The following is a 15,192-nucleotide window of genomic DNA, read 5'->3' on the forward strand; positions in this document are numbered from 1 at the left end:
TCAGGTCTTTGGATTGGTAGCGGGTGTGGATTGGGCAATAGTGACCTTTGATCCCAGCGAGCGGATTTCGTTCACGAGTTCTGGGTCGGCCCCGCTATCGGTAATGATTTCGGAAATGTCGGAGGTGGAGGCAAAAAAGTACTCGGAGCGCTTATTGAACTTGCTGGAGTCCACCAGCAGGACGACACGTTCCGCGTGTTCAACTAGACGAGTCTTGAAGGTCGCTTGCTGTTCGAAGCCTTCGCTTGCTCCGCGCTTCAGGTCGTAGCCGATGCAGGATAGGAAGGCGGTATGCACATTGTGGCGACGGAGCGTATCAATCGTCTCTCCTCCCACGAAGGTATGAGTCTTTCGGTGATAGCGGCCTCCAGTGGATACAAGTTCTACTTCCTGCAGTCGCGACACGTGCTCAATGACTGCGAAGGAGTTCGTGACCACGCGGAACGGCTGATCGGGCAGGGCACTGACCAGAGCGAATGCAGTGGTGCTGCTGTCGAAGGCGTATGTTTGGCCCGGCTGGATAAGATCGCTGGCCGCTTGGGCGATGGCGATCTTGTCGTCCACGCGCAGATTTTGCCGCTCGTTGAAGGACTGAAGACGAGGGCGCCCCGTCATGCTGGCCGCTCCCCCGTGGATACGTTTCAGCTGATGCGTTTCTGACAGGGCCTGCAAATCGCGACGAATAGTTTCGTCGGTCACCTCGAATTCGGCCGCTAGATCGACGGTGCGGACCGTGCCCCGATCTTCGATCAGAGAGAGGATAATTTGCTGTCTTTCGGGCGCTAACATGGGTGTGTGACAAATTTGGGTATATCTGTGTTTATGCAAGAAATATGTTGACTTGGTGTGGGAAAATGTGGGTTTTACTGTTCAAGCCAACAAAACCCAACACTTTCTCCATGAATAATACCCTCACTCGCGCCCAAGTAGAGCAGTTGGTTAGAGCTAGCTTAAGCCGTCAGGCTGGAGCTTCGGTTTCTTCCGCTCCTAGCCCATTGGTGGTAAATTCCAGCGCCCGCCACTGTCATTTGTCGCCAGCGGCGGTAGAGACCTTGTTTGGCAAGGGGCACACGCTGACTCCTATGAAGTCTCTTTACATGGATGGCCAATACGCCGCCAAGGAGACCGTTACGCTGATCGGCCCACGCAGTCGCGTCATTTCCAACCTCCGTATCCTCGGTCCTTGTCGTGACCTAAACCAAGTCGAGCTCGCATACACGGACTCGATTTCTCTTGGCTTCGATATTCCGGTTCGGAATTCCGGAGACATCGCTGGCACACCTGGCTGCATGTTGATGGGGCCGGCTGGCTTCTTGGAAATGGAAGAGGGTGTTATCCGCGCTGCTCCACACGTGCACATGCACCCCAAGGATGCCGAATACTACGGTGTGGAAAACAAGAGCTACATGAAGCTCCGCGTAGGAGGTGAGCTCGGTGTGACATTCGACCGTATTTTCGTTCGCGTAGATCCAGCCTTCAAGCTCGAGGTGCATATCGATACTGATGAAGCGAATGCCTGTGGCCTTGGCAAAGGCGTGCAGTGTGAACTCATAAAGTAGTCACGCAGCGGATACAAAAAATCTAGAATTCTGAAACGTTTACAAAGACAAACCCAAAACCAATAAAGCAATGAGTGAATCCATCGGATTGATCGAAACCAAGGGCCTGACCGGCTCAATCGAGGCGAGCGACGCAATGGCCAAGGCTGCGGCAGTAACTCTCGTCAAGCAAATCTCCATCGGCGGCGGCTTCTTGACCGTAGTCGTTAAGGGAGACGTAGGAAGCGTCAAGGCGGCTGTGGAAGCAGGCGCAGAAGCGGCCAATCGCGTAGGAGAGCTCGTTTCTTCAAACGTAATCGCCCGTCCACACGAAGAGCTTCTCAAGTATTTCGGAGCATAACCCCCAGCTGGAGACCTAGATAAAATGGCTAAGCAAGCAATTGGAATGATCGAATGTAAGGGGCTCATCAGCCTCATGGAAGCCGCTGACGCAGCTCTTAAGTCCGCCGACGTCACTATGACAGGTTGGGAAAAGATCGGCTCTGGGCTGGTAACTGGTTTCTTCACCGGCGACGTAGCAGCTGTTAAGGCTGCGGTAGAAGCTGGATCCGAAGCCGCTTCCCAAGTTGGTGAAGTTGTATCCGTACAAGTTATCCCACGCCCTCACGACGACCTGAGCAAGCTCGGTACTTGGATTGGCTAATTAAGCCGTATCCAGACTCTGTAGACATCGTTAATCAAACTGACCCTGTTTCATGAAAATCCTAATCGCTAACCTCGGATCGACATCCTTCAAATATCGTCTCTTCGATATGGACGGATCCTCCTCCTCGATGATCGCCAGTGGCGGTTTCGAGCGTGTGTCCGAGTACACGCCATGCATCGAAAAGATGCTGGAGGATCTCGTGGCGGAGGGTCACCTTGCTTCTGGATCCGAAATCGACGCGGTCGGCTTTAAGACCGTGTTGGGCAAGGATCTAAGTGGCTGCGTAGACGCCGACGAAAAGGTGCTCGCTGCGTTGGAGGGCTTCAAGGAAGTCGCTCCTGCTCACAACCCCGCCTATGCGGAAGGCATCCGTTGCTTCGAGCGACTTTTGCCGGAAGTTCGTCGCGTCGCCTTGTTCGAAACCGCTTTCTATCAGTGGATGACTCCTGCGGCCTTTAGTTACGCCATCCCGCAAGCTTGGCGTGATTTGGGGATTCGCCGTTACGGTTTCCACGGGGCGAGCCACAAGTTCATCGCGGAACGTACCGCCAAGCTCTTCGGTCGCTACGATGTAGCGGATCGAGTGCGTAGCTTGTATGTCGATGGTCCAGGCGAGTTCTCCGCAGAGCCATTCCGTGTGCTGTCCTGTCACCTAGGTGGTAGCAGTTCGGTCACCGGTATCAAAAATGGTTTGGCGATCGGTACGAGCATGGGCTTCAGCCCGCAGAGCGGACTTCCTCAAAACAACCGAGTAGGCGATCTAGATTCGATGGCGGTTCCTTACGCTTGCAAGATGCTTGGCATCGAAGTGGGCGAAGCGGAACGCCAATTGAACAAGGAGAGCGGATTGCTTGGATTGTCCGGAGTCAGCAATGACGTGCGCGATGTGCGTGAAGCGGCTGCCGGCGGAAGCGAAGAGGCCAAGTTGGCGATCGATACGCTAGTGGATAGCATCCGTCATTGGATGGGATCCTTTTATTTCAAGATGGGCGGAGCGGAGGTTATCTCCTTCACGGCCGGAATCGGAGAAAACGATGTGGAGCTACGCTCCGCGGTGTGCGCTGGATTGGAAGATCTCGGAGTGCATATCGACCAAGCTGCGAACGAGGCGACTATTCGTGGCAAGGAAGGCGTCATCAGCACCGATGATTCGGCAGTTAAGGTGGTGGTTATCCCAGCGAATGAAGAGCTGGTTATAGCCCGCGAAGTCTACCGTCAAGTATCCAAAGACTAATTACTTTTATAAAATCAAAAAAATGGCTCTAAGGAGCCGAAAAACCCAAAGAATCAAAATGGCAACACAAGCAATCGGAATCCTCGAAACTAAGGGGCTTATCGCTCTCGTGCAAGGCACGGACGCGATGCTCAAATCCGCCAACGTCGAAGTCGCTGGTCCAATGACTGGCGTAGGCAGCGCTCTCGTTAGCGTAACAATCCGCGGCGACGTAGCGGCTGTGAAGTCTGCTATCGAAACCGGTGCGGACTCCGCTAGCCAGTTCGGCGAAGTTGTCAGCGCTCACGTGATCGCTCGTCCACACGAAGACACAGAAACGGTTATTCCTCACTCTAAGCCAGCAGCCAAACGCGCCGCAGCCAAGTAAGGCAATGTACCTGGCGAAAGTAATAGGTTCGGTCGTTTCGACCAAGAAGGACGAGAGCATGCGCGGCCGCAAGCTGCTCATGGTCCGCCCGATGCTGATCGATCCTGAAAATCCGAGCCAGTTAAAGGAAGGGGCCAATACGATCATCGCGATCGATACGCTCGGAGCGGGAGAGGGCGAGCTAGTCATGCTCGCCCAGGGAAGTTCCGCCCGGCAAGCCGAAGGCCTCAAGCAATTGCCCGTCGACGCCGCAATCGTCGGCCTAGTCGATACGGTCAATGTGCTCGGCAAGAAAACCTACGCAGCAAAAGACAGCTGAAGGCTGTCAGAGGAATTAGATAGATGAGCCAAATAAGCGAAGCAGCGATTCGAAGTGTAGTCGCAGAAGTGATCGCCCAGATGGGAGGCCAAGCGGCCGCCCCTGCAGTTGTCTCTCGCCCAGGACGCCACGGCGTTTTCGACGATGCGGCTTCCGCAGCCAAGGCGGCCCGAGGTGGATTCGAGCAGCTCTCCCAGAAAGGGTGGGCGGCGCGAGCCAAGATTATTGATATCGTCAAGACGATGTGCGAAAAGAACGCAGACCGTTGGGGTACGATCGAATTTGAGGAGACCAAGATCGGTCGACTCGACCACAAGATCGCCAAGTTGCACGGTGTGCGTGGAGTGCTCGGAACCGAGTATCTCAACCCAGCCGGGATGAGCGGTGACGCAGGTATCACCATGGACGAAGCCGCTCCGTTCGGCGTTGTCGGTGGCATCCTGCCAGTGACCCACTCGGTACCAACCATGGCGGGTAATATCGTCAACATGGTGGCTGCCGGAAACGCAGTTGTCTTCAACCCGCACCCAGGTGGCGCGGCGGTAGCGGCTCTCGCCGTTAACGAATTCAACGAAGCGATCAAGGCCGAGCTCGGCATCACAAACTTGATCTGCACCATCGAGAAGCCATCCCTCGATTCCTTCAATGAGCTGTGCGCATCGCCAGATGTGAACCTGCTCTGCATCACAGGTGGCCCAGCGGTTGTGAACGCTGCCATGAAGACCGGCAAGCGCGCCATTTGCGCCGGTCCAGGCAATCCACCTGCAGTGGTCGACGACTGCAGCGCCCTCGATTACGACAAGGTTGCTCGAGACATCATCTTTGGGGGTGGTTTCGACAACAACTTGCTCTGTATCGGTGAGAAGCAGGTCTTCGCAGTAGGCGACGCTTACGCAAAGACTTTGGCCGCTTTCCAACGCCAGGGAGCTCTCTTGCTCAACAAGAGCCAGACTGAAGCGATCAAAAAGGAAGTCTTCACATTCCGTCCAGGCGACGGTGGTTGCTCGCATCCCGTTTTGAATCGCGAATTCGTAGGAGCGTCTCCTGCCAAGCTCGCAGCCATCGCCGGTTTGAGCATCGATCCTAAGGTCGAGATGCTGATCGCGGAAACGGCTGCGGACGACCTCTTCGTAATCGAAGAGCAGATGATGCCGCTCCTTCCGATCGTTCGTACTTCCAGCTTCGATGAAGCGGTAGTCGAGGCTAAGAAGTCGGAACATGGATACACTCACTCTGCCATGGTTCACACCATGAATGTCCAGCACATGACTCAGATGGCTCGCACCATGAACACTACGATCTTCGTCAAGAACGGTCCAAGTGTGGCAGGTCTCGGCATGGGTGGTGAAGGCTACATCAGCTACTCCATCGCGACCACAACCGGTGAAGGCATCACCACGCCACGTACCTTCACACGCTTCCGTCGCTGCACGCTAGTCGATCAGCTAAACATCGTTTAACCCGTACGCTTACCCTGTTTTAATCGCTATGATTCTCGCCCGGATAGACGGACACGTGACCTCTAGCTTTTGCGACGCAAGTCTCAAGGGCCAGACCATCGTGCTCTGTACTCCGCTAGACGAAAAAGGCGAAAAGGCAGGGGAGCCGTTTGCCGCTCTCGATCCGTTAGGAGCAGGGCGGCATGCCACGGTTTTCATCACGACCGACGGTTCTTGGACTCAAAAGCTGACTGGGTGCGACAACTCGCCCATTCGCAATCAGGTTATGGGGCTGGTAGACGTATCATGAAAATGGGCACGGTTATTGGCACAGTCACTTTCGGCGATCTCGCATCCGAGTTTCGGGGCGGGCGTTGGCTGATGGTGAGCCCTATGGGTACCGAGGAGCTGTCAGGCCGCCGCGAATACGGCAAGGCATCGACTCCGGTTGTTTACGACAGGCTAGGCGCTGGAGTAGGGGATCAGATTCTCTACGTCGAAGGGGCCGAGGCTACGCAGCCATTTCCGCATCCTGTGCCATTGGATGCGATCACCGTCGCGTTAGTCGACACCTTCCAGTTCTCGCCGCCGGCCTAGTCGGCACACTCCCTCCTTTTAAATTTAATAAAAATCAAACTCTAGACAAATGAGTAAGCTCTATACCGCAAAGGATCTCGAACAATTGATAAAGCAAGGCCAGTCGCTTGACAGCGTACCAGCCAACGCGAAGCTCACTCCGATGGCTCGCGACATCATGCGCAAGCACAAGCGCAGCGCTCCAGCCGCTGCTCCTGCGGCCGCCGCTCCCGCTGGTGGACAGGTAAAGATCCACAACCCAGTTCTGCCAAACGCTGAATACAACTGGACACCAGGTGGTGATCCGAAGACAGCTGCCGAGCTCGAAAAGTTTTTCTACTCCAAGGAAATCCAAGCCCTCAAGGAGCGTATCTGCCATATCGGTGAACGCATCTGGAACAAGGGCTACGTCGACGGAAACGGCGGTAACATCACTGTCCGCGTGGGCGACAACCTCGTGCTTTGTACGCCGACCCTGATTTCCAAGGGATTCATGACTCCGGACGATATCTGTATGGTAGACCTCGATGGCAACCAGGTCGCAGGTACTCGCCCACGTACTTCCGAAGTGAATACGCACCTCGGTATCATGAAGGCCGAGCCTAAGGCGAAGTCTTGTGTACACGCTCACCCAGTTTACGCCACGGCCTTCGCGGTCGCAGGAGTTGTTCCACCAGCTTGTTTGATCCCTGAGCCAGAAGTATTCCTCGGCGAAATCGGTTTCGCCAGCTACCAGACTCCAGGTACTCCCGAAAACGCCAAGGAAGTCGGAGCATTGGCCAAGCGCCACCAGTCTATCCTTATGCAGAACCACGGTGTGATCTGTTGGGGTAACGATGTGGAAGACGCTTACTGGAAGATGGAGAACACGGATGCGTTCTGTCAGACCGTTTCTATCTCCATGCAGATCGGCGGTCCGAAGTCTTACAGCCCGGACAAGCTCAAGGATCTTATCATTCTTCGCAAAAAGCTCGGCATGCCAGATCATCGCTTGGATGAGCTGAAGGAGTGCGAGCTCTGCGACGCAGGAGAATTTACCGTCAACACGCAGCCAGCGGGCGCCTCTTGTGGTTGTTCCGTACCTACCGGAGAAGTAGACGAAGCTTTGGTCCAGAAGATCACGGACCAGATCATGTCTAAACTCGGCTAGTCGCTGTAGGATGTAGGAGCCAGCTTGCTCGCGATCAGCCATTTGTGTCTCCCGACCGCTGACTGATCCAGAGCGAGCTCGCTCCTCTTTTTTTAATCTCAAACAAACCCGCCCAAAAATCATGAACACCTTTTCCAAGAAAGCCCCCATTCGTGTAGCCGTAACCGGAGCAGCCGGAAACATCGGGTATGCGCTCCTGTTTAGAATCGCTTCTGGCCAGATGTTTGGCCCGGATCAGCCGGTAGCCCTGAACCTGATCGAGATCGAGCCCGGCATGGCGGCTCTTCGCGGGGTGGCGATGGAGCTCGACGATTGCGCGTTTCCCCTAGTGGCGGAGATCGTGCAGACTTCGGACCTGAGCGTGGGCTTCAAGGATGTGGATTGGGCATTGCTGGTGGGTTCTGTTCCTCGCAAGCAGGGCATGGAGCGTGCGGATTTGCTAGGCATCAACGGCAAGGTGTTCGTAGGACAGGGTAAAGCCATCAATGATTACGCGAAATCCAGCGTTCGTGTTCTAGTGGTGGGCAACCCATGTAATACCAACTGCCTGATCGCCATGAAGAGCGCGCCGAATATCCCAGACGAGCAGTTCTTCGCTATGACCCGTTTGGACGAGAACCGCGCTAAGACTCAGCTCGCTCATAAGGCTGGCGTCGCGGTGAAGGAAGTTTCGGAGCTTTGCGTTTGGGGGAACCACAGCCCGAGCATGTATCCAGATTTCGAAAACGCGAAGATCGGACGCAGCAAGGTGACCGACGTGATTTTGGACCAGGCTTGGCTGCGTGATACCTTTGTGCCGACCGTTGGCCAACGCGGTAAGGCGATCATCGATGCCCGAGGAGCATCTTCCGCCGCTTCCGCTGCCAACGCGGTGGTCGACACCGTTCGTGATCTCAGCAACCCGACTCGCGGGGACTTGCATAGCGTATGTGTTATTTCCAATGGCGAGTACGGCTCACCTGCAGGAATCATCACTTCGCTCCCGATTCGTGTCGATGGAGCAGGGAAGTGGCGTGTGGTCGAAGGCGTCAAGCTGTCCGACTACGCCAAGGAAAAGATCGCCGCTTCCAATCAGGAGCTCCTTGAGGAGCGCGAGGTGGCTTTTGGCCAGCTCGGATTAAGCATTTAGTTAGATATCAGTATGGGTAGGGCCGTTTGGTAGCGACCCTGCAATTTGGCCGACGCGCTTTCGAGCTCGTCGGCCAATTTATTTTTGGGACTCTGTCTGTCAGCCTTGGGGGTGGGTTGTGGCGACGAAGGAAAGCTTTAGTCACTTCTTCCCTACCGATTCTCCGACCCTCGGTTCCGCCAGCCCCTACCATGTCCCCAAAATGGCAAAACCTCTTAAGGCTATGCTTGTTAGCTAGTTACGCCGAAGGTTTCTGCAGAAACAACGCCCGTCACGGAGAAGCATATTGTTGATATTAAATGAAATAGAATGAAACAAATACGTTTTTGAGTGGGTTTGTACGATTAGATGCGACAGAATCACAGGGACTTAAGTCACTGGGTTTACCCTGAATTAGGGTAAAAACCGCATGGAATTGGGACGTATTAGACGGAATCGAAAGAACCTACTGGTGTTGGTGCGGCGAGCTTTCGGATTGTTTGCATAAATTTTATATTGACAGATAATTTCATAAACACCTACTATTTCACTCCTTATTTCAAATGAAATAAACCCCCAATTGTTCGACGCTGCCCCTACTACCCTTGTTTAAGCGCTTCGTCGGGCTTAAAATCTAGTAACCTCAAAAGCCTACAAACTTCATGTTTCTATCTAGAGCTTCGGCTGCGGATAGGTCCTCCCAAGGGAGCGGTCTGCACGCATCCAACGAAACTTCTGATCCAGCGAGCGGATCTATGTCCAAGACATCAAGTGGACCCCGCGAAGGTCGACTTTCCAACTATCGCAGCTCCACCCGTTTGGCTGCTTTCCTTCTAACCTTTGCGGCTTCGGTTGCGGTACTGCCTGATTCCTATGCCGCGGATGGCCGTGGTACGATTACGGGTAAGGTTATTAGTCAGTCTTCCGGCCTGTACCTCAGCAGCGCTCGTATCCGCGTGGAGGGAACTAGCTTGGCGGCAGTTTCTGAGACTGATGGCTCCTATAAACTACGTGGTGTACCAGAAGGTGATGTTGTCCTCGTCGTTGAATACGGCGGCACTTCTATACAGAAACTCAACGTCAACGTTTCCGATGGAGAAACGGTTAACCAGAATGTCGGTATCACTCTCCGCGGTACAAACCTTCCCGGGAGCGAAGATGGCGTGTTTGAGCTCGAGCCTTTTGAGGTTAAGACGCAAGCGGAGTTCAACGCTGCGGCTCTCGCCATCAACGAGGAACGTTTCTCGACGGAGCTTAAAGACGTCGTAGCTGCCGACCAGTTTGGCGACAACACGGACGGAAACTTGGGTGAATTCATCAAGTTCCTTCCAGGTGTAAACGTCAGCTATGGCAGTACGTACGGAAGTGGCGCGGACGCGACCTCAGTAGGTATCCGCGGCTTTGGAGCTGAGCACACCGCTATCATGGTGGACGGTGTGGAAATCTCCGGCTCGGATCCAGGAAGCCTGACCCGTGCGGTCGCTCTGGATATGATCTCAGTCAACAATGCTTCTCGCATTGAGGTAACCAAGCTTCCTACAGCCGACATGCCAGATGGCGCGACCGGTGGTTCGATCAATCTCGTTAGCCGCACCGCTTTCGAGTATCCAAAGGCTCAATTCAACTGGCGTACCTACCTCAGCTTGAATTCGGACAACTTGGGTAACTTCTTCTCCAAGACTCCTGGTCCAACCAACGAGTCGACTTACAAGACTATCCCTGGTTTCGACTTCCAGTACGTTAAGCCAATCAACGAAAAGTTCGGTATCACCGTAACGGGCCAGTACTCGCAGCAGTACAATGAAAACCACACTACCAAATCGCAGTGGGGTATGGATCGTCGCGGCACTGATGAGGATGGTCACTACGACAACGTTGGAAATCCTTACCTCAAGAACATTCAGATCACCGATGCTCCACGTATCGCTGAGCGTACTGGATTCGGCATCAAGGCGGACTGGCGTCCAACGGAAGGGCAGAGCCTCTCCTTCCGCTACGATCGCTCAGACTATAACGGTACCGACTCCTACCGTCGTATCCAAGTCAAGCCGGGTGACACTCCACTCGACTGGGGCAGCAATGGCGATGGAACTGGCTATGTGATCAGCAAGACTGGCAAGGCCAAGGCGGATATGGATATCAGCTTCCTCGATCGTAGTGGTGATACCAACAATTACTATCTCGACTATAAGTTGGACCGTGGTCCGTGGCGTATTAACGCGACTGCTTCCAGCTCTCGTTCGAACTCTGCTCTAGATAGTACAAACAATGGCCACTTTTCCGTCATTGAGCTGCAGTCCTCCGGTATCGCCGAGATGTATATGGGTAATATCACCAACGGTATCCCCGGAATTCTGGAGATAACCGACTCCGATGGGAATCCATATAATCTGTATGATATCAGCAACTACAAGGTAAGTAACCTCAATGAAGCTTCGGACGGTGGGTCCACCCTTTTTGTGCGCGGTGGCCAAAGTCAATCCGAGTCCATCAAGGATACCTTCAAGTTAGATATCACTCGCGATCTCGATTTCCTCAGCACTGACAATTTTCGTCTTACAGCCAAGACCGGTGTCTTTCGTCGTGTAATAGAGGATACGAAATCTGGTCTCGGTGTTAACTATACCTATCGCTATACAGGTCCAGTTTCAGCGTTCGATCCATCGGTCTATGCAGACGAAGTCTATGTCGAACAGGATCCAGGTTTTGGCTTTAGCCCCATGACTTGGGTGGACCCTTACAAAATCTATGATTTCTACGAGGCTAACCCGGATTACTTCTCGGATACGGAGGATCTCTTGATTAGCGGTGATTCCGTTGCGGCCCGCAACTACAACCAGTCTGTTCAGAATAGTAAGCACATTAAGGAAACCAGTGATGCCTACTACGTGCAGTTCGAAGGTAAAGCTCTCAATAACAAACTGAGTTTTGTAACCGGTATGCGTTGGTCGGAAGCTGAGCGTTCTGGATACGGCCCCTACCAAAATAAGGACCGTGATTATCTTCTCTATGATGATGGGACCCCATTTTATTATGAGACCGTTGACGCTGAGACAGGAGAGATCGCTTTGAGCCCAGTTAGCGTTCGTGACGACTGGCAGGAAAAGTACGGAGAAGATCGCCCGGACGTCTTGCAGCAACTCGTGGATGCGGGCTTCCTGAGCTCGGTTGACGACAACAACACGCCAATTGAGAGTGGGACCCTAGCGTACAAAATGCGTGAGTGGACTAAGGACTATGCGATCGACGAAAGCTCCAAGACGGACCCGACCTTTAGCTTCCAGACTGCTTACGAAATTACGAATCGACTCACTGCTCGTGTCGGTTATGCAAAAGCGAATGGTGCTCCTGACTTCGAAGGTTCTTATGGTGTTTTGCAGAGAGTTACGTTCAACTACACCAGTGACGGTACCCCAGGTACTGTAACGATCGGTAACCCTGCAATTGAGCCTTGGCGTTCTGACAAGTTCGACTACCAGCTCGCCTACTACACCGACCTCGGTGGCAAGATCAAGCTTAGTTACTTCGTGGACGAAACCGAGAACTACATCGTTTACGATAACTACATAATGGAGAATCTGGACGATCTCAGAGCGTTTGGACTGCCAGTAACAGACGAGTACATCGGTTGGACAGTGACCACCCAGCGAAATGGTGAAGGCACTTCTCGCACCACCGGCTATGAGGTGGAAATCAATCAATCACTCGGATTCCTCGGTGACTTTGGCGATAAGTTCCAAGTCTACGGTAGCTACTCAACCAAGGACACTGTTAAGACCGACGGCGCTTCCCTCGCGGATTCTCCGAAGGACGGTGCTGGTTTCGGGGTGTACTTCAACTCGGGTCGCTTCAGCGCTCGTGTTAGCGCTACCTACACTGGCGAGCTCATCCAGAAGTACACTCGCAAGAACTACCTTCCTGACCCAACAAGCCGTAGCGGCGAAAGCGTGCAGCTCTACTATCGCTATCCAGAAGTCACTAAGGTGGATGTGAACTTCAACTACCAGCTCAACGACCGTTATGGCATTTTCTATAGCGCTCGTAATGTGACCAACACACAGACGAAGAAGGAAATCTTCGACGAAGACGGACTTCTCCCTGACTGGGTCAACATGGAATCTATTAACGACTACGGTTTCAACATGCAGCTCGGCCTTCGTGGCTCCTTCTAAGAAACCGTCTGAGGTTTAGTTTATATCTGTATTTTTTCGAGAGGCTCGGTATTCGAAATGCCGAGCCTCTTTTGGTCTCATCATTTTCTTGGATACAGAAACGAAAGCCAGCGAAGCGTGTCTTTCCTTTTTGTCGCCGGAAGTTATTTTACCCGATCTCAACGATTCTGATTCTGCCAACTACGCGGTGTGGTGGAAGAGGGCGGCATCGATTTGCATTCAACCCCCCATTTTTTGAATATCATGAAGAAACGTTCCCTTGTAGCATTTTTGTGTCTTGGAGCGCTCGTTTCACTCGAGGCGCGCGCTAGCTCTGATTCGAGCGAGGAAGCCGCCTATTGGCAGACTGTAATGAAGCGGGGCGACAAGATCGTTGCCAAGATGGATCTCAAGGATCGTGGTGTAGAAGACCGCGTATCAGAAATCATCGCTGCCCAGTACCGAGATCTTCGCGACATCCATGACGGGAGGGACGCGAAGGTAGCGGAGCTTAAGGAAAGCGGGGCGGCAGCAGAAGAAATCGAAACCCTTAAACGAGAGGCGGATCTGGATGTGTACGAGCTTCACTACGCGTTTTTGGCTAAACTCTCCACTGAGTTGAACGAGGAACAAGTCGAGCAGGTGAAGGACGGCATGACCTATGGCGTGGTACCTAACACCTACTACCGCTACATGCAGCTATTGGGAGATTTGGATGATGTGCACAAACGCTACATCTATGCCGCTTTGGTGGAGGCTCGAGAGCATGCTATGGATGAAGGCTCTTCAGATGAGAAGCACAAGCGTTTCGGAAAATATAAAGGTCGCATCAACAACTACCTCTCCAAGCTGGGAGTGAATATGAAGGAACGTGAGCGTATTTTGGCCGAAAAGGAAAAGGCGGCTAGAGCGGAGTAGTAACTTCTCAGAGCTTAGAGCGTTGTGAAAAGGTTCTGTCTAAAAACACTGTTTTACACTTCGGTTTTTTCTGGGGTGCTTATCTCACCAACTTACGCTGGGTATCCAACAATCTCTGACGATGTGCAGGCAGAGTCGGATCGTTTGAAGGCTATCATGCAGCAGAATTCCGATGCGGCATGGGAAAAGGCGTTGCCAGTTATCCAGGAATGGGAAGCGAAGGGTAAACCGTATATCCCGTCTGCCTCCCATCCGGATGATCTTCCGCAGGCTGATATTCCGGCGTTTCCAGGAGCTCAAGGTGGTGGCATGTACTCTTTTGGTGGACGCGGCGGAAAAGTCTTTGTCGTGACCAACTTGAACGATCGTGGTCCGGGTAGCTTCCGTGAAGCTTGCGAAGCGGGCGGTCCTAGAATCGTAGTCTTCAATGTGGCGGGAATTATCAAGCTGGAGGAGCGCCTTATCATCCGAGCTCCGTACATCACGATAGCGGGTGGCACGGCTCCAGGCGATGGCGTTTGCATCGCGGGAGATACGGTTGAGCTGGAAACGCACGATGTTGTCATACGCCAAATGCGTTTCCGTAGGGGCGAGACTTGGGTGGGAGATCGTAACGATTCCTTGGGTGGAAATCCCATCGGCAACATCATGATCGACCATGTGTCCGCCAGTTGGGGATTGGATGAGAACATGTCCATGTACCGTCACATGTACGATCCAGGGGACGGCTCTAAGAAGCAGAAGCTGCCTACGGTAAACATCACCATCCAGAATTCGATTTTCAGCGAGGCCTTGGATACCTATGACCATGCCTTTGGAAGCACCATTGGTGGGTACAATAGCACATTTCACCACAATCTTTGGGCAAGTAATACTGGCCGCAATGCAAGTGTTGGCATGATCTACGACTTCACTTTTGCCAACAACGTGATCTTTAATTGGCGGCATCGAACGACGGATGGCGGGGATCATCGGAGCTATTACTCGATGATCAACAATTACTACAAGCCCGGTCCTGTAACGCCGGAAGGAGCGATTTCTCACCGCATCATCAAGCCCGAGGCTCGTCGCAGCAAATTCCCGATCAATGACTTCGGCCGAGTGTACGCCTCTGGAAACGTGATCGAGGGGAATGAGAAAGTGACTGCTGACAATTGGGCGGGCGGTGTGCAGCTGGAAAAGGAAAATGGAGTCGTCCCGGAGAGAAAACTCCCTGAAATTCGTATCGATAAACCGTATCCACATTCTTATCTCGAAATCACTTCTGCCGAGCAGGCTTACGAGGACGTGCTTGAAAATGCGGGGGCAACTTTGCCGAAACGGGATCCTGTCGACGAACGTATCGTGAAGATGGTGCGAACGGGCGAGGTCCTTTACAAGGAGGGAAAGGGGATCATCACCGATATCAAGCAAGTGGGAGGCTATCCGGAGTATCATGGGAAGCCCTACAAGGATAGCGACGGCGACGGCATGCCTGATAAGTGGGAGAAGATGCATGGTCTTAACCCCAAGGATGCTTCCGACGCTTCTGCCGACTTGAATGGCGACGGCTACACCAATATCGAAGACTTTATCAACGGTATGGATCCGTCGGCTCCAGCCCAGAAGTGGGAAACGCCTCGGACCTATAAGGACCTTTTCTGGAATCCTTTCAACTAGTTAGGGTAGTAGCGACCTAGAGTCGCGATTTCATACGAATAATCGCGACGCGAGATCGCTCCTACC

The 15,192-nt window shown here is 53.2% G+C and carries 15 protein-coding genes; 14 read left to right on the forward strand and 1 reads right to left on the reverse strand.

All coding sequences use genetic code 11. The features are described from left to right. Positions 1-789, reverse strand: a complete 789-nt coding sequence (locus H5P27_RS04075) for a DeoR/GlpR family DNA-binding transcription regulator (RefSeq protein ID WP_185659101.1) — start codon at positions 787-789, stop codon at positions 1-3. Between the two features lie 110 nt (positions 790-899). Here H5P27_RS04075 and H5P27_RS04080 point away from each other — a divergent pair, with 110 nt between their 5' ends. The 14 genes from H5P27_RS04080 to H5P27_RS04145 all read left to right on the forward strand — a co-directional run bounded on the left by H5P27_RS04080 (position 900) and on the right by H5P27_RS04145 (position 15,126). Continuing rightward, positions 900-1,559: a PduL/EutD family phosphate acyltransferase gene (locus H5P27_RS04080; RefSeq protein WP_185659102.1), complete on the forward strand. Its 660-nt coding sequence runs from the start codon at positions 900-902 to the stop codon at positions 1,557-1,559. A gap of 70 nt (positions 1,560-1,629) precedes the next feature. Continuing rightward, positions 1,630-1,899 carry a BMC domain-containing protein gene (locus H5P27_RS04085; protein ID WP_185659103.1) on the forward strand — a complete coding sequence of 90 codons (270 nt, stop codon included), beginning with the start codon at positions 1,630-1,632 and terminating at the stop codon, positions 1,897-1,899. A gap of 24 nt (positions 1,900-1,923) precedes the next feature. Continuing rightward, a complete protein-coding gene (locus H5P27_RS04090) occupies positions 1,924-2,202 on the forward strand; it encodes a BMC domain-containing protein (protein ID WP_185659104.1) in 279 nt (92 codons plus the stop codon). A gap of 52 nt (positions 2,203-2,254) precedes the next feature. Further along, entirely contained in the window at positions 2,255-3,439 is a 1,185-nt protein-coding gene (locus H5P27_RS04095; protein ID WP_185659105.1) for an acetate/propionate family kinase, read from the forward strand. A gap of 58 nt (positions 3,440-3,497) precedes the next feature. Further along, positions 3,498-3,806 (forward strand): BMC domain-containing protein, encoded by a 309-nt coding sequence (locus H5P27_RS04100; protein ID WP_185659106.1) that lies wholly within the window; start codon positions 3,498-3,500, stop codon positions 3,804-3,806. Between the two features lie 4 nt (positions 3,807-3,810). Then, the gene (locus H5P27_RS04105; protein ID WP_185659107.1) at positions 3,811-4,125 is read left to right on the forward strand and encodes a EutN/CcmL family microcompartment protein; all 315 of its coding nucleotides are present in this window, start codon (positions 3,811-3,813) and stop codon (positions 4,123-4,125) included. A 23-nt stretch (positions 4,126-4,148) separates the two neighbouring features. Continuing rightward, a complete protein-coding gene (locus tag H5P27_RS04110) occupies positions 4,149-5,585 on the forward strand; it encodes an aldehyde dehydrogenase (protein WP_185659108.1) in 1,437 nt (478 codons plus the stop codon). Between the two features lie 28 nt (positions 5,586-5,613). Further along, on the forward strand, positions 5,614-5,874 hold the full coding sequence (locus H5P27_RS04115) for a EutN/CcmL family microcompartment protein (RefSeq protein WP_185659109.1): 261 nt from the start codon (positions 5,614-5,616) through the stop codon (positions 5,872-5,874). After that, entirely contained in the window at positions 5,871-6,161 is a 291-nt protein-coding gene (locus H5P27_RS04120) for a EutN/CcmL family microcompartment protein (protein WP_185659110.1), read from the forward strand. Before H5P27_RS04115 ends, H5P27_RS04120 begins: the two co-directional genes overlap by 4 nt. 49 nt (positions 6,162-6,210) lie before the next feature. Then, positions 6,211-7,290: a class II aldolase/adducin family protein gene (locus tag H5P27_RS04125; RefSeq protein ID WP_185659111.1), complete on the forward strand. Its 1,080-nt coding sequence runs from the start codon at positions 6,211-6,213 to the stop codon at positions 7,288-7,290. A 121-nt stretch (positions 7,291-7,411) separates the two neighbouring features. Continuing rightward, positions 7,412-8,419 (forward strand): malate dehydrogenase, encoded by a 1,008-nt coding sequence (locus H5P27_RS04130; protein ID WP_185659112.1) that lies wholly within the window; start codon positions 7,412-7,414, stop codon positions 8,417-8,419. Between the two features lie 641 nt (positions 8,420-9,060). Then, positions 9,061-12,570, forward strand: a complete 3,510-nt coding sequence (locus tag H5P27_RS04135; protein WP_185659113.1) for a TonB-dependent receptor plug domain-containing protein — start codon at positions 9,061-9,063, stop codon at positions 12,568-12,570. Positions 12,571-12,813: 243 nt separating this feature from the next. Further along, positions 12,814-13,467: a DUF3826 domain-containing protein gene (locus H5P27_RS04140; RefSeq protein ID WP_185659114.1), complete on the forward strand. Its 654-nt coding sequence runs from the start codon at positions 12,814-12,816 to the stop codon at positions 13,465-13,467. 75 nt (positions 13,468-13,542) lie between these two features. Next, on the forward strand, positions 13,543-15,126 hold the full coding sequence (locus tag H5P27_RS04145) for a polysaccharide lyase (RefSeq protein ID WP_185659115.1): 1,584 nt from the start codon (positions 13,543-13,545) through the stop codon (positions 15,124-15,126). Positions 15,127-15,192: the final 66 nt, after the last annotated feature.

It is taken from the genome of Pelagicoccus albus (assembly GCF_014230145.1).
Classification (GTDB): Bacteria; Verrucomicrobiota; Verrucomicrobiia; order Opitutales; family Opitutaceae; genus Pelagicoccus; species Pelagicoccus albus.